Annotated in this window: 14 protein-coding genes; 3 read left to right on the top strand and 11 right to left on the bottom strand. The window is 69.3% G+C overall.

Translation table 11 applies throughout. The annotated features are described in order from the left end of the window. Window positions 1-180: 180 nt before the first annotated feature. Window positions 181-1005 carry a pyrroline-5-carboxylate reductase gene (gene proC, locus AC1DO7_RS04075; RefSeq protein ID WP_477115819.1) on the bottom strand — a complete coding sequence of 275 codons (825 nt, stop codon included), beginning with the start codon at window positions 1003-1005 and terminating at the stop codon, window positions 181-183. Between the two features lie 46 nt (window positions 1006-1051). Then, complete coding sequence (locus tag AC1DO7_RS04070; RefSeq protein WP_441618451.1) at window positions 1052-1789, bottom strand: YggS family pyridoxal phosphate-dependent enzyme; 738 nt, start codon at window positions 1787-1789, stop codon at window positions 1052-1054. Between the two features lie 63 nt (window positions 1790-1852). On the opposite strand from AC1DO7_RS04070, the gene AC1DO7_RS04065 reads away from it, so the two are divergent. Genes AC1DO7_RS04065 through AC1DO7_RS04055 form a run of 3 tightly spaced genes read left to right on the top strand, consistent with a single transcriptional unit; the run spans window position 1853 to window position 4613 of the window. Beyond that, window positions 1853-2896: a type IV pilus twitching motility protein PilT gene (locus AC1DO7_RS04065; protein ID WP_441618453.1), complete on the top strand. Its 1044-nt coding sequence runs from the start codon at window positions 1853-1855 to the stop codon at window positions 2894-2896. Window positions 2897-2940: 44 nt separating this feature from the next. Next, on the top strand, window positions 2941-4080 hold the full coding sequence (locus AC1DO7_RS04060) for a PilT/PilU family type 4a pilus ATPase (RefSeq protein WP_441618455.1): 1140 nt from the start codon (window positions 2941-2943) through the stop codon (window positions 4078-4080). 41 nt (window positions 4081-4121) lie between these two features. After that, a complete protein-coding gene (locus AC1DO7_RS04055; RefSeq protein WP_441618457.1) occupies window positions 4122-4613 on the top strand; it encodes a glutathione peroxidase in 492 nt (163 codons plus the stop codon). A 99-nt stretch (window positions 4614-4712) separates the two neighbouring features. Here AC1DO7_RS04055 and AC1DO7_RS04050 read toward each other — a convergent pair whose 3' ends face one another. The 9 genes from AC1DO7_RS04050 to AC1DO7_RS04010 all read right to left on the bottom strand — a co-directional run bounded on the left by AC1DO7_RS04050 (window position 4713) and on the right by AC1DO7_RS04010 (window position 13836). Further along, on the bottom strand, window positions 4713-5399 hold the full coding sequence (locus AC1DO7_RS04050) for a helix-turn-helix transcriptional regulator (RefSeq protein ID WP_441618459.1): 687 nt from the start codon (window positions 5397-5399) through the stop codon (window positions 4713-4715). A 76-nt stretch (window positions 5400-5475) separates the two neighbouring features. Further along, window positions 5476-5841 carry a VOC family protein gene (locus tag AC1DO7_RS04045; RefSeq protein ID WP_441618461.1) on the bottom strand — a complete coding sequence of 122 codons (366 nt, stop codon included), beginning with the start codon at window positions 5839-5841 and terminating at the stop codon, window positions 5476-5478. Between the two features lie 84 nt (window positions 5842-5925). Continuing rightward, entirely contained in the window at window positions 5926-6651 is a 726-nt protein-coding gene (locus tag AC1DO7_RS04040) for an LrgB family protein (protein WP_477115818.1), read from the bottom strand. Continuing rightward, window positions 6648-7031 (bottom strand): CidA/LrgA family protein, encoded by a 384-nt coding sequence (locus AC1DO7_RS04035; RefSeq protein WP_441618465.1) that lies wholly within the window; start codon window positions 7029-7031, stop codon window positions 6648-6650. The genes AC1DO7_RS04040 and AC1DO7_RS04035 overlap by 4 nt, the downstream gene beginning before the upstream one ends. A gap of 171 nt (window positions 7032-7202) precedes the next feature. Then, window positions 7203-8450 (bottom strand): glycolate oxidase subunit GlcF, encoded by a 1248-nt coding sequence (gene glcF / locus AC1DO7_RS04030; protein ID WP_441618467.1) that lies wholly within the window; start codon window positions 8448-8450, stop codon window positions 7203-7205. A gap of 54 nt (window positions 8451-8504) precedes the next feature. Continuing rightward, the gene (gene glcE / locus AC1DO7_RS04025; protein WP_441618469.1) at window positions 8505-9605 is read right to left on the bottom strand and encodes a glycolate oxidase subunit GlcE; all 1101 of its coding nucleotides are present in this window, start codon (window positions 9603-9605) and stop codon (window positions 8505-8507) included. 159 nt (window positions 9606-9764) lie between these two features. Next, window positions 9765-11258: an FAD-linked oxidase C-terminal domain-containing protein gene (locus AC1DO7_RS04020; RefSeq protein WP_441618471.1), complete on the bottom strand. Its 1494-nt coding sequence runs from the start codon at window positions 11256-11258 to the stop codon at window positions 9765-9767. A 259-nt stretch (window positions 11259-11517) separates the two neighbouring features. Then, window positions 11518-12408: a LysR substrate-binding domain-containing protein gene (locus AC1DO7_RS04015; RefSeq protein WP_477115817.1), complete on the bottom strand. Its 891-nt coding sequence runs from the start codon at window positions 12406-12408 to the stop codon at window positions 11518-11520. Window positions 12409-12417: 9 nt separating this feature from the next. Further along, window positions 12418-13836, bottom strand: a complete 1419-nt coding sequence (locus AC1DO7_RS04010; protein ID WP_477115816.1) for an FAD-binding oxidoreductase — start codon at window positions 13834-13836, stop codon at window positions 12418-12420. Window positions 13837-14077 lie beyond the last annotated feature (241 nt).

Below are 14077 nucleotides of genomic sequence, written 5' to 3'. Positions count from 1 at the left end.
CGTGGCCTGGCCGGGCCTTCGAGCGGCGCATATCCCGATGGTTTGCTCCCCTCTCCCGCCTGCGGGAGAGGGCGCCAGGGCAGCGGGTGCCAGGACGGCGGGCACCAGGACAGCGGGCAGCGCCGCCGGTGCGGGCGCATCTCGCCGGCTTCGTTTCGGCTCCGGGGGCTATGCTCCCGTTCAGTCCTTGCCGAACTCCGCGCCCATTTCGGTGGCGCGTGCCGCCGCCGCATGCATGGCCTTCACGAAGGACTCGCCGATGCCGGCGTCCTGCATTGCGGTGAGCGCCGCGTAGGTCGTGCCGCCCTTCGATGTCACGCGCTCGCGCAGCAGGCTGACCGGCTCGTCCGACTGCGCCGCCAGCGCGGCGGCGCCGCGGAAGGTCTCCACCGCCAGCGCACGCCCCTGCTCGGGCGTCAGGCCGAGTTCGGCGGCCGCCTTTTCCATCGCCTCGATGAAATAGAAGACATAGGCCGGGCCGCTGCCGGAAATCGCCGTGACGGCGTCGATCCGGGCGTCGTCCGCCACCCATTCGCATTTGCCCACCGCACTGGCCAGCGCGCCGGCGATCTCGCGGTCGCGTTCGCCCAGCCCGGGTGCCGCGGCCAGGCCGGTCATGCCCATGCCGGCCAGCGCCGGGGTGTTCGGCATGGCGCGCACCAGGCGCTGGTGGCCGCCGAACCAGCGCTGCATGTCGGACAGGCGGATGYCGGCGGCCACGCTGACGATCAGGTTGTCGGCGAGATGCGGCGCCAGCGATGCCGCCRCTGCGTGGAACTGCTGCGGCTTGACCGCGAGCACCAGTACGTCGCTGGCGCCGAAGGCGGCGTCGGGCGTGCCGGACGCATGCACGCCGTGGTCGCGCCGCAGGCGCGCCTGGRCATCCTCGAAGGGATCGACCACGCGGATCGAGCTGGCGGGTACGCCGCGGGCGATCAGGCCGCCGATCAGGGCAGTCGCCATATTGCCGCCGCCGAGGAAGCCGAAGGTGAGGGTGTCGAGCATGGGTTTTCTTTGTCTCTTGCTGGAGTTCGTTTTGGGGAGCGCGCGGTCAGCCGTGCGCGACGGGGGCCGCATGGCCGGTTCCGGCCGCCGCGCCATAGTCGCGCGCGCCGAAGATGGCGGTACCGATGCGCACGATGGTGGCCCCTTCGGCGATGGCGGCGTCCATGTCGGCGGACATGCCCATCGACAGGGTGTCCAGGTCCAGGCCCTGCGCGCGCAACTCGCCCAGCAGCGCGCGCATGGCGGCGAACGGACGGCGCTGCGCGGCCATGTCGCCGGCCGGTTCGGGAATTGCCATCAGCCCGCGCAGCCGCAGCCCGGGCAGTGCGGCCACGGCGTGCGCCAGCGCGGGCGCTTCTGCCGGCGTCACGCCGCTTTTGCTGGCTTCGCCGCTGATATTGACCTGCAGGCAGACCTGCAGCGGCGGCAGCGCGGCCGGACGCTGCGCCGACAGGCGCTCGGCGATGCGCAGGCGGTCGATGGCATGGACCCAGTCGAAATGCTCGGCCACGATGCGTGTCTTGTTGCTTTGCAGGGGGCCGATGAAGTGCCAGCAGATGGCGTCGCGCAGGGCGGCCAGCCGGGCGATCTTGTCCACGCCTTCCTGCACGTAGTTCTCGCCGAAGGCGCGCTGGCCGGCGTCGAAGGCGTCCTGCACGGCGGCGGCGGGGAAGGTCTTGGAAACCGCCAGGAGGCTGACGTCACCGTCCGCCCGTCCGGCCTGTTGTGCGGCTGCCGCGACGCGCCGGTGCACGGCTTGCAAGTTGGCGGCGATTACAGACATAATCCGGCGAACATATCAAGAAGTACAACAAAGTACGACAAAAATAGGGTGGGGTCATTATAGATGGACATCGCGCAGCTATTGGCTTTCGCCGTCAAGAACAAGGCGTCCGATCTCCATCTCTCGGCAGACATGCCGCCGATGGTACGTATCCACGGCGACATGCGCCGCATCAACGTGGCCGCAATGGCGCACAAGGATGTCCACGCCATGGTGTACGACATCATGGGCGACACCCAGCGCAAGCAATATGAAGAACGCCTGGAGATCGACTTCTCGTTCGAGATTTCCGGCCTTTCCCGCTTCCGGGTCAACGCGTACAACACGCAGCGCGGCGCGGCCGCGGTGTTCCGGACCATTCCTTCCAAGGTACTGACGCTCGAGGACCTCAAGACGCCGGCGGTGTTCGCCGACCTGTGCATGAAGCCGCGCGGCCTGGTGCTGGTGACCGGGCCCACCGGCTCGGGCAAGTCCACCACGCTGGCGGCGATGGTGGACCACCGCAACGATCACGACATGGGCCACATCCTCACGGTGGAAGACCCGATCGAATTCGTGCACACCTCGAAGAAGAGCCTGATCAACCAGCGCGAACTGGGGCCGCACACGCACTCGTTCGCCAACGCGCTGCGCTCGGCCCTGCGCGAAGACCCGGACGTGGTGCTGGTGGGTGAGTTGCGCGACCTGGAAACCATTCGCCTGGCGCTGACCGCCGCGGAAACCGGTCACCTGGTGTTCGCCACGCTGCACACCAGCTCCGCGGCCAAGACCATCGACCGTGTGGTCGACGTGTTCCCGCCGGAGGAAAAGGACATGGTGCGCACCATGTTGTCCGAATCGCTCGAGGCGGTGATTTCGCAGACGCTGCTCAAGACGCGCGACGGCAACGGCCGTACCGCCGCGCATGAGATCATGATCGCCACGCCGGCCATCCGCCACCTGATCCGCGAGAACAAGATCGCGCAGATGTACTCGATGATGCAGACCAGCAGCGGGCTGGGCATGCAGACGCTGGACCAGTGCCTGTCGGACCTGATCAAGCGCGGCGTGATCGGCTACAACGACGCGCGCGCCATCGCCAAGAATCCCGACTCCTTCGCGGGCTGAGGCCCACCGCGGAACCAACACCGCACCCGAACCAGGTGACCGCCATGCTCGACCGCGAATCCGCTGCCAAGTACATCAATGACCTGCTCGAGCTGATGGTGAACAACCGCGGCTCGGACCTCTTCATCACCGCCGATTTCCCGCCGGCCATCAAGGTCGACGGCAAGATCACGCCGGTTTCGCAGCAGCCGCTGATCCCGGCCCAGGCCCTGGGCCTGGTGCGCTCGATCATGAACGAGCGCCAGACCACCGAGTTCGACGGCAGCCGCGAATGCAATTTCGCCATCTCGGTGCCCAACGCCGGGCGCTTCCGCGTCTCCGCCTTCATCCAGCAGGGCAAGGCCGGCATGGTGGTACGGACCATCAACACGCGCATCCCGTCGGTGGGCGATCTCGACCTGCCGCAGACACTGCACGAAATCGTGATGGCCAAGCGCGGCCTGGTGATCGTCACCGGCGCCACCGGCTCGGGCAAGTCGACCTCGCTGGCGGCCATGCTCGATCACCGCAACGCGCATTCGTACGGGCATATCATTACCATCGAGGACCCGATCGAATACGTGCACGCGCACCAGAACTGCATCGTCACGCAGCGCGAGGTGGGCATCGATACGGATTCCTGGCACATTGCGCTGAAGAACACGCTGCGCCAGGCGCCCGACGTGATCCTGATCGGCGAGATCCGCGACCGCGAGACCATGGAGTACGCCATGCAGTACGCCGAGACCGGCCACCTGTGCCTGGCCACGCTGCACGCCAACAACGCCAACCAGGCCATCGACCGTATCGTCAACTTCTTCCCCGAGGAAAAGCGCCAGCAGTTGCTGATCGACCTGTCGCTCAACCTGAAGGCGATGATCTCGCAGCGCCTGCTGCCGCGCCAGGGCCAGAAGGGCCGGGTGCCGGCGGTGGAAATCATGATCGGCACGCCGCTGGTGGCCGACCTGATCTTCAAGGGCGAGATCCATGCGCTCAAGGAGGTCATCAAGAAATCGCGCGAGCAAGGCATGGTTTCGTTCGACCAGGCGCTGTTCGATCTCTACGAGTCCGGCAAGATCAGCTACGAAGATGCGCTGAAGAATGCCGACTCGCTCAACGACCTGCGGCTGATGATCAAGCTGCACGGCAGCCGGGCCCGCGAGAGCGACCTTGGCGCCGGCACCGAACATCTCAACGTGATCTGACCTGCCGCGCCAGGCCAAGCAAGTCAACCAAGGAAGCCGCCATGAGCAACGTCTATCAGTTCGAAGCCAGCTCGCTTGCCGGACAGCCGGTGCCGCTGTCCCGGTTCAGCGGCAAGGTGCTGCTGATCGTCAATACCGCCAGCGAGTGCGGTTTCACGCCGCAGTACGCCGGCCTGCAGGCGCTGCAGGAGCAGTACGCGCAGGGCGGCCTGGAAGTGCTGGGCTTTCCGTGCAACCAGTTCGGCAAGCAGGAGCCGGGCGACGCCACGCAGATCGGCCAGTTCTGCGAAGCGCGTTTCCACGTCACCTTCCCGATGTTCGCCAAGATCGACGTCAACGGCGCCAACGCGCATCCGCTGTATCGCTGGCTGACCTCCGAGAAGCCCGGCGTGCTGGGCCTGGAAGCCATCAAGTGGAACTTCACCAAGTTCCTGCTGCGCCGCGACGGCACGGTGTTCAAGCGCTACGCGCCCACCACCAAGCCGGAGGACATCAAGGGCGACATCGATAAGCTGCTGGCCGAGGCGGCCTGAGGCAGGCACCGGGCCAGCGCTGGCCCGGCCGGACATGACAAGGGCGCAGCCGCGGCTGCGCCCTTGTCGCTTGCGGCATCGGCCGACCCGCGCGCCGGCTCAGCCGCCGGCCTGCACGGCCCGCAGGAAGCCGTTGAGCGAGCGGTCGGGAGTTTCATGGAAGCGCTCGTCGAGCATGACGATGCTGCGGCAACGGTCCAGGCGGAAGCTGCGGTAATCCGTGCGCGTGGTGCACCATGCCGCCAGCAGCCAGCTATTGCCCCAGAAGAACAATCCCAGCGGCTGCACCACGCGGTCGGTGGCGCGCTGCTGCGCGTCGGTGTAGTCCAGGTGCAGCAGGCGCTGCGCGTTCATGGCGCCGTGCACCACGTCGAAGGCACTGCGCACCTGCGGGTGGTTGACGAATTCGGGCGCGAACACGCGGCTTTGCTGCGCCGCGAGGCGCCGCGCCGGCGGCAGCGCCGCCACCAGTTTCTCGAGCGCCGGATCGGCCGCGGCGGCGAGCGCGCCACCGCCCCAGGCCTTGAGCAGACGCAGTCCGGCCACCAGCGCCTCGACTTCCATGGCGGTGAACATCAGCGGGGGAACGTCGTAGTCCGCGCGCAGCCGGTAGCCGATGCCCGCCTCGCCCTCGACCGGCACGCCCGACAGCGACAGCGCCTGGATGTCCCGGTACACCGTGCGCTCGGACACGCCGAGCCGCTGCGCCAGCAGCGCCGCCGTGGTGAGGCGGCGCCCCCGCAGGACCTGGACGATCTGGAAAAGGCGGTCGGCGCGGCGGCTCATCGGGCTTGGTTCATGTCTCGGGCGGCGGGTGGGTTGGCTACGGTCAGGCTGCCTGCGGATCTTCCGGCAAGCCTGCTCAGGCCGCCAGCGGCTGGTGCAGGCCGATCCGGTTGCCTTCGCTGTCGATGATATGCGCGATATGGCCGATATCGCCAGGCAGCTGCAGCGGGCCGAACACGGTCTTGCCGCCCGCGGCCTGCACGCGCGCCAGCAGCCCGGCGAGCCCCGGGGCGTGCAGGTAAGGCACGCAGCCGTCGGCCGAGGGGCGGTATGACTCGCCCGCCACCAGCGCGCCGCCGGGTTCCATCTCGCCGAACACCGCCATGTCGACCTGCTGCATGGCCTCGCGCTTCAGGCTGGTCTGGAACACCTGCTCGTAGAAGCGGATGGCACGGTTCATGTCGGCGACGGGGATTTCAAGCCAGTTGATCAGTCCACTCATGATGACCTCTGCGGTTGGGGTTGGAGAGGCCGATCATGCGCGGGGGCTCCTGACAACGTCCTGTCAGCAGCGATGCGCGGGAATTCAGCGCGGCATCCAGGTCGCCAGCACCGGCACCATCACCGCCGTCAGCACGCCGTTCAGGCCCATGCCCAGCGCGGCGAAGGCGCCGGCCTCCTGGTTGACCTGGAACGCGCGCGCGGTGCCGATGCCGTGCGCCGCCAGCCCGGTGGCGAAGCCGCGCACGGTGTAGTCGGTGATGCGCAGCAGGTTGAGCAGCTTGGTGGCGCTGACCGCGCCGATGATGCCGGTCACCATCACCAGCACGGCGGTGAGCGAAGGCAGGCCGCCGATCTTTTCCGCCACGCCCATGGCGWTGGGGATGGTGACCGACTTCGGCGCGARCGAGCGCACGGTTTCCGGCGAAGCGCCCAGCAGCCAGGCGATGCCCACCGCCGAGACCACCGCCACCAGCGAGCCCGCCAGCAGCCCGCCCAGCAACGGCAGCACGTGCCGGCGCAGCTTGGGCAGTTGCAGGTAGAGCGGCACCGCCAGCGCCACCGTGGCCGGGCCGAGCAGGAAGTGGACGAACTGCGCGCCGTCGAAATACGTCTTGTAGGGCGTGCCGGTCACCGTCAGCAGCGTGACCAGGATGGCCACCGCGATCATCACCGGGTTGGCCAGCGGCGAGAAGCGCGCGCGCTCGTAGATGCGAAAAGCGAACACGTACGCCAGCAGCGTGGCGGTCAGGCCCAGCAGCGGGCTGGCGGCCAGGTAGACCCAGATCTCGTTCAGGCGCGGCGTCATCATGCGCGCTCTCCCTTGCCGGCCGGTGCATCGGCCGCGGGCGGCCGCGCGCGGCCCATCAGCGCGCGTGCCACCAGCGCCGTGGTGGCGATGGCCAGCCAGGTCGACAGCACCAGCGCGACCACGATCGGCAGCCACTCGCCGCCGATGCGGTGCGCATGGACCATGATGCCCACGCCGGCCGGCACGAACAGCAGCGACAGGTGCTTGAGCAACTCGGAGGTGGTGCCCTGGATCACCGGCAGGATCCGGTCGTCGATGGCGAGCCAGCAGAACAGCAGGATCATGCCGATCACCGGGCCGGGCACCGGCAGGCGCAGGGAGTAGCTGAGCGCCTCCCCGACGGATTGGAAAACCAGCAGGATGGCGAAGGTCTGGAGCATTGCGGAGGGCGCGGGAGAAAGCGGTTCTGGAGCCACCGCATGGTAACCCGCAGCGGACCGGTTTGGCAGCGGGATGCGCCAGCGCCGCCCGCGGTGCCCGATATTTTTTCACTCCCTCTCCCCTCATGGCCCGAGGGGAGCAAACCTGCGCGTCGCCGCCCGACGGCCGCTTCAGCCGACCAGCCGGTCCACCAGCTCGACCCAGTGCAGCACCGGCGTCTGCGTGCCGCTCTGCAGGTGTGTGATGCAGCCGATATTGGCCGAGACGATCGCGTCCGGCTTCGAGGCATGGAGGTTGGCGAGCTTGTCGTCGCGCAGGCGGTAGGACAGTTCAGGCTGCAGCACCGAGTAGGTGCCCGCCGAGCCGCAGCACAGGTGGCTGTCGGCGCAGAGTTTCACGTCCACGCCGAGCGAGGTCAGCAGCGCTTCCACCTTGCCGCGGATCTGCTGGCCGTGCTGCAGCGTGCAGGGCGGATGGTAGGCCACGCGCTTGGCGTCGCCGCCGGTACGCTGCCCGGCCATGTCCTTCAGGTTGTCGGCAAAGTCCGGCAGCAGCTCGGACAGGTCGCGCGTCAGCGCCGAGATCCGGCGCGCGCGCTCCGCATAGCGCGCATCGTTGCGCAGCAGGTGGCCGTATTCCTTGACCATCACGCCGCAGCCCGAGGCCGTCATCACGATGGCTTCCGCGCCGGCTTCCACCAGCGGCCACCAGGCGTCGATATTGCGGCGCGCATTGTCGAGGCCGCCGTCGTGGTCGCCGGTGTGGTACCGCACCGCGCCGCAGCAGCCGGCCTCGCGCGCCACCAGCAACTGCACGCCGAGGCGGTCGAACACGCGCGCGGTGGCGGCATTGATGTTGGGCGACATCGACGGCTGCACGCAACCGTCGAGCAACACCATCTTGCGCGCGTGCGTGTTGCGCGGCCACGCGCCGGCGGCGGCCGGCTTCGGCACCTTGTTGCGCAGCGCCTGCGGCAGCAGCGGGCGCACGCGCTGGCCCAGGCGCATGGCGGTGCCGAACAGCGCCGGGCGCGTCATGCTTTCGCGCAGGGCCCAGCGTGCGAGACGTTCTCCAGCCGGGCGGTGCACCCCCTGGGCTGCAAGGCGGTCATCCACCACCTTGCGGCCGATATCCACCAGCCGGCCGTAGCGCACGCCGGAAGGGCAGGTCGATTCGCAGTTGCGGCAGGTCAGGCAGCGGTCCAGGTGCAGGCGCGTGCTTTCCGTGACGGGGTGGCCTTCGAGCACCTGCTTCATCAGGTAGATGCGCCCGCGCGGGCCGTCCAGCTCGTCGCCGAGCAGCTGGTAGGTGGGGCAGGTGGCGGTGCAGAAGCCGCAGTGCACGCATTTGCCGACGATCGACTTGGCTTCTTCGCCTTCGGGTGTGTCGCGCAGGAATTCGGCCAGGGTGGTTTGCATGGTCGGGGACTCTCCGGTGCCTTTGCTGGATGTGGGTGGGGCCTGGCTCGCGGCTCAGAGGCCAGCGTACATGCGATGCGGATTGAAGATGCCGGCGGGATCGAAGCTGGCCTTGAGGCGCTGGTGGATCGCGGCCAGCGGCGCCGCCAGCGGCGTGAACACGCCCGCTGCCTTGTCGCCGTTGCGGAACAGCGTGGCGTGGCCGCCGGCCGCGCTGGCCACGGCACGCACGACGGCGGCATCGGCCGCGCTGTCGGCGCCGCCCAGCCACCAGCGCTGGCCCCCGCCCCATTCGATCAGCTGGCTGCCCGGCAGCGCCAGCGGCGCGGCGGTGGTGGGCACGGCGATGCGCCACAGCGCGCGCCCGGCCTGTACCGGCGCAAAGAAGGGATGTTGCTGGTCGCGCAGCGCGCGCCACAGCGCATCGGCTTGGTCCGGCGCCACGGCCTCGCCGCCCAGGCGCTCGCGCGCGGCGCGCAAGGCCGCCGCCGCGCCCGACAGGCGCAGGTGCAGCACGCCGTCGTGCCAGGCCGAGGCCGCGATGGGCAGCGGCTGGCCGCCCCACTCGTTGAGGTGGTCGAGCGCATCCGGCTCGCTCAGTGCAAAGCGCAGCGTTGCGTCGTCGAAGGGCACGGGCAGCACCTTGAGCGAGACCTCGAGAATCAGCCCGAGCGTGCCCAGCGATCCGGCCATCAGGCGCGACACGTCATAGCCGGCCACGTTCTTCATCACCTGGCCGCCGAAGTTCAGGATGTCGCCGCGGCCGTCCATCACTTGCGTGCCCAGCACGAAGTCGCGCAGCGCGCCCACCGCCTGCCGGCGCGGGCCGGACAGGCCGGCCGCTACCGCGCCGCCGATGGTGGTGGCGCCGTCGCCGAAATACGGCGGCTCGAAGGCCAGCATCTGGCGGCGCTCCGCCAGCGCTGCCTCGATCTGCGCCAGCGGCGTGCCGCAGCGCGCGGTGATCACCAGCTCGGGCGGGTCGTAGTCGACGATGCCGCTGTAGGCGCGCGTATCGAGCACCTCGCCCTGCAGTTGCTGGCCATAGAAATCCTTGCTGCCGCCGCCGCGCAGGCGCAGTGGCGCGCGCGTGTCGGTGGCGCGCCGGATGGTGTCGCGAAAGGCGTCGAGGGTGGCTTGCTGGTCGGCTGGCATGGGTGCTGGCTCGTTCTGGTTTGTGTGGGCCCGGGTCGCCCCGGGTCGGCTTGAGCCGGCCCGGGCGCGGTAGGGGTCAGGCCGGCGCGGGCTTGCCCAGGCGCCGGCGCGTCCGTGCGTTCTGCCGGGCGCGCGGCGCGGCGTCGTGGCCTGCCATGCTCAGAAGCGCGGCAGGTCGGGGTGCGGCAGCACGCCGCGCTTGACATGCATGCGGCCGTATTCCGCGCAGCGTGCCAGCGTGGGAATGGCCTTGTCGGGATTGAGCAGGCGCGCCGGGTCGAAGGCCGCCTTGACGCCGAAGAACATCTCGCGCTCCTCCGGCGCGAACTGCACGCACATGGAATTGAGCTTCTCCACGCCCACGCCGTGCTCGCCGGTGACGGTGCCGCCCAGCTCCACGCAGCTCTCCAGGATGTCGGAGCCGAACAGCTCGGCACGGTGCCATTCGTCCTGATCGGCACCGTCGAACAGGATCAGCGGATGCATATTGCCGTCGCCGGCGTGGAACACGTTCATGCAGCGCAGGCCGTACTTGCGCTCCATCTCCTCGATGCGCTTGAGCAGCGTGCCGATATGCTTGCGCGGGATGGTGCCGTCCATGCAGTAGTAGTCCGGCGAGATGCGGCCAGCGGCGGGGAAGGCATTCTTGCGCCCGCTCCAGAAGCGCAGCCGCTCGGCCTCGCTCTGCGACACGGCGATGCGCGTGGCGCCCGAGGCGCGCAGCACCTCGCTCATGCGCTCGATCTCCTCGGCCACTTCTTCGGTCGTGCCGTCGGATTCGCACAGCAGGATGGCGGCGGCGTCGAGGTCGTAGCCGGCGCGCACGAATTCCTCCACGGCGACGGTGGCGGGCTTGTCCATCATCTCCAGCCCGGCCGGGATGATGCCGGCGCCGATCACGTCGGCCACGGCGTCGCCGCCCTTGGCCACGTCGTCGAAGCTGGCCATGATCACCTGCGCCAGCTGCGGCTTCGGGATCAGCTTGACCGTCACCTCGGTCACCACCGCCAGCATGCCTTCGGAGCCGATCAGCACGGCCAGCAGGTCCAGCCCCGGCGCGTCGGGCGCCTCCGAGCCGAACTCCACCACCTCGCCTTCCATGGTGACGGCGCGCACGCGCAGCACGTTGTGCACCGTGAGGCCGTATTTCAGGCAATGCACGCCGCCCGAGTTCTCGCTGACGTTGCCGCCGATGGTGCAGGCGATCTGCGAGGACGGGTCGGGCGCGTAATAGAGATTGAACGGCGCGGCGGCCTCGGAGATGGCCAGGTTGCGCACGCCCGGCTGGACGATCGCGGTGCGCGAGCGCGCATCCACGCTGACGATGCGCTTGAACTTGGCCAGCGACAGCACCAGCCCGGTGGCGATCGGCATGGCGCCGCCCGACAGGCTGGTGCCCGCGCCGCGCGGCACCACCGGCACCTGCAGCGCGTGGCACAGGCGCAGGATGGCGCAGACCTGTTCTTCCTTGTCGGGCAGCGCCACCGCCATGGGCAGCTGGCGGTAGGCGGCCAGGCCGTCGCATTCGTACGGCGCGGTGTCTTCGGGTTTCCACAACAGGGCCGCATCGGGCAGGATTTTCGCCAGGCCTTCGAGCAGCGCCGCGCGGCGGCTGTCGTCGGTGACCTGGGAGACTTCGTGCGGGGCGTTCATGGCAACTCCTGTAGTGGCCGCAAGCAGGCGCCATGGCGGCGCGCAAGCGGGTGGGGAGCAAGGACTATAGCGCAGCGCGGTCGCCGCGCAGCCATGCGGCGACGTGAATTCCGCATGGCAGGCCGATCAAAATCGCTCATGTCGGCGGCGGGCCGGAACATGGCAGGCGCGGGGCAGGTGCGCGATTCCAGCTTAGCACCGGCGGCCGGCGCCGGACGTCACCGCCGCGGTACGCCGGCGCCACATGCCTGCCGCGCCGCTACCACTCCAGGCCCAGCAGCCAGTCGACGAAATAGCGCGCCTCGGGCTTGAGCGGCGCCTGCTCGCGCTCGACGATGTAGTAGCCGTGCGGCGAAACCGACTCGATATCGAGCAGGCGCACCATCTGGCCCAGCGCCAGCCACTGGCGGGCCATGCGCTGGCGCACCAGCGCCACGCCCTGGTTGGAGGCGATGGCCTCCAGCATCAGGCCGATGTCGTTGAACTGCGGGCCGGTCTGCGGCTCGGGCCAGTCCAGCCCGGCGGTCTCGAACCACGGCTTCCACGGCTCCAGCGGGCTGCGCAGCAGCACCAGGTTGTGCAGGTGTTCGGGCCTGGTAATGGAGCGGCCATCGATGCGCTCGTAGTATTCGCGCCCGCAGGCCGGGAACACCGGCTCGACCAGCAGTTTCGTCGTCTTCAGGTCCGGGTAGCGCCCGGTGCCGTAGCGGATCTCGACGTCGGTGTCCTCCGCCTTCACGTCGAGGAAGGGGATGGCCAGGTGCAGCTCGGTGTCGATATGCGGGTACAGCGCGGTGAACTCGGGCAGGCGCGGCACCAGGTGCTGGCGGCCGAAGGTGGGCGGGATCGCCACGCGCAGGCGCGTGCGCTGCTTGTTGTACTCGGGCCGCRCCAGCTCGTTGAGGGACTTGAGCGCGTCCTGCACGTTACGCAGGTAGCGCGTGCCGGCGGAGGTCAGGCGCAGCGCGGCATTGGAGCGCACGAACAGGTCCTCGCCCCACAGTTCCTCGAGGTTCTTGATGCGGTGCGATACGGCGCTGGGCGTGACCGACAACTCCTCCGCCGCGCGCGCGAAGCTGCCCAGGCGGGCGGCGGCCTCGAACGCGATCAGCAGGTGCAGCGGCGGTACGCGGTTGAACACGGCGGCCATGGACGGCCTTTAGCGCGAGGCGCGGAAGATCTTGCCCGGGTTGAGGATGTGGTTGGGATCGAGCGCGTTCTTGATGGCGCGCATCAGGTCCAGCGCGTCCTCGCCGTGCTCGCTGACCAGGAAGTCCATCTTGTGCAGGCCCACGCCGTGCTCGCCGGTGCAGGTGCCGCCCATGGCCAGCGCGCGCTCCACGATGCGCCGGTTGATGGTCTCGGCCTCGGCCAGTTCCTCGGGCCGGGCCGGATCGGTCAGGATCGCGACGTGGAAATTGCCGTCGCCCACGTGGCCCACGATGGGGCAGGGCAGGCTGGAGGCGTTGAGGTCGTGCTCGGTCTCGGTCACGCAGTCAGCCAGGCGCGAGATCGGCACGCACACGTCGGTGGTGACGGCGCGGCAGCCCGGCTTGAGCTGCAGTATGGCGAAGTAGGCGGTATGGCGGGCGTTCCACAGGCGGCTGCGGTCTTCCGGCCGGGTGGCCCATTCGAAGCCCTGGCCGCCATGCTCGGCGGCGATCTGCTGGACGGTCTCGGCTTGCTCCTTGACGCCGGCCTCGGTGCCGTGGAACTCGAAGAACAGGTGCGGCATCTCCGGCATGGCGAGGCTGTCGTGCCGGTTGATGGCGCGGATGGCCAGCGCGTCGACGAACTCCGCGCGCGCGACCGGCACGCCGAGCTGGATGGTGTCGATCACCGCCTGCACCGCGCTGCCCATGCTGGGGAAGGCGCAGATGGCGGCGGAGACGGCCTCCGGCTGCGGGTAGAGCCGCACCGTGACCTCGGTGATGATGCCGAGCGTGCCTTCGCTGCCGATCATCAGGCGGGTCAGGTCGTAGCCGGCGGAAGACTTGCGCGCGTGGGTGCCGGTCTTGACGACGCGGCCGTCGGCCATGACCACGGTCAGCGCCAGCACGTTCTCGCGCATGGTGCCGTAGCGCACCGCGTTGGTCCCGGAGGCGCGCGTGGCGCACATGCCGCCCAGCGACGCATCGGCGCCCGGGTCGATCGGGAAGAACAGGCCGGTGTCCTTGATTTCCAGGTTGAGCTGCTTGCGGGTGACGCCCGGCTGCACCGTCACGTTCAGGTCCTCGGCCTGCACCGACAGCACGCGGTTCATCTGTGACAGGTCCAGGCTGATGCCGCCGGCCACCGCCAGCAGGTGGCCTTCGAGCGAGGAGCCGGCGCCGTAGGGAATCAGCGGCACGCGGTATTCATTGCACAGCCGGGCCACCTCGGCCACTTCCTCGGTGGTGTGGGCGAAGACCACGCCGTCCGGCGCGGCAGGCGGGAATGGCGATTCGTCGCGCCCGTGGTGCTCGCACACGCCCGAAGAGGTGGAAAAACGTTCGCCGAAACGGGCCTGCAAGGCATCGCGCACGGCTGCCGGCAGCGGCTGGCGCACCAGCGCCGTAAGGGGGGTGGGATGGTTCATGGTGTCTCCGGCGGGACTGCGGCGGCGGGCTGCCGTGCGGCGCCCGCCATCGGGGGAGGCGCGCGCGACGGTGCCGGCACTGGCGCCCGACAGCGTATTGGGCGAATCCCGTATTCTACGCCGCGCCTGTGCCGTCCAGCGCATCAGGCGCCGCAACGCGCACCCCGGGCCGGATGGCGGGCAGGCCGGCGCCGGCCGCCGCCGCGGCCCCCGATGGGCGCCATAATGCTGGATTGCCAAC

The organism is Cupriavidus sp. 05N40 (assembly GCF_056397305.1).
The sequence above is the reverse complement of the archived record's forward strand: the minus strand, read 5'-3'. Positions and strand labels throughout refer to the sequence as shown.

Bases quoted from the DNA above. Each gene is read 5' to 3' on its own strand.
- AC1DO7_RS04070 (WP_441618451.1), bottom strand. From the start codon at position 1,789: ATGTCTGTAATCGCCGCCAACTTGCAAGCCGTGCACCGGCGCGTCGCG.
- AC1DO7_RS04065 (WP_441618453.1), top strand. From the start codon at position 1,853: ATGGACATCGCGCAGCTATTGGCTTTCGCCGTCAAGAACAAGGCGTCC.
- AC1DO7_RS04060 (WP_441618455.1), top strand. From the start codon at position 2,941: ATGCTCGACCGCGAATCCGCTGCCAAGTACATCAATGACCTGCTCGAG.
- AC1DO7_RS04055 (WP_441618457.1), top strand. From the start codon at position 4,122: ATGAGCAACGTCTATCAGTTCGAAGCCAGCTCGCTTGCCGGACAGCCG.
- AC1DO7_RS04050 (WP_441618459.1), bottom strand. From the start codon at position 5,399: ATGAGCCGCCGCGCCGACCGCCTTTTCCAGATCGTCCAGGTCCTGCGG.
- AC1DO7_RS04045 (WP_441618461.1), bottom strand. From the start codon at position 5,841: ATGAGTGGACTGATCAACTGGCTTGAAATCCCCGTCGCCGACATGAAC.
- AC1DO7_RS04035 (WP_441618465.1), bottom strand. From the start codon at position 7,031: ATGCTCCAGACCTTCGCCATCCTGCTGGTTTTCCAATCCGTCGGGGAG.
- glcF (WP_441618467.1), bottom strand. From the start codon at position 8,450: ATGCAAACCACCCTGGCCGAATTCCTGCGCGACACACCCGAAGGCGAA.
- glcE (WP_441618469.1), bottom strand. From the start codon at position 9,605: ATGCCAGCCGACCAGCAAGCCACCCTCGACGCCTTTCGCGACACCATC.
- AC1DO7_RS04020 (WP_441618471.1), bottom strand. From the start codon at position 11,258: ATGAACGCCCCGCACGAAGTCTCCCAGGTCACCGACGACAGCCGCCGC.
- AC1DO7_RS04010 (WP_477115816.1), bottom strand. From the start codon at position 13,836: ATGAACCATCCCACCCCCCTTACGGCGCTGGTGCGCCAGCCGCTGCCG.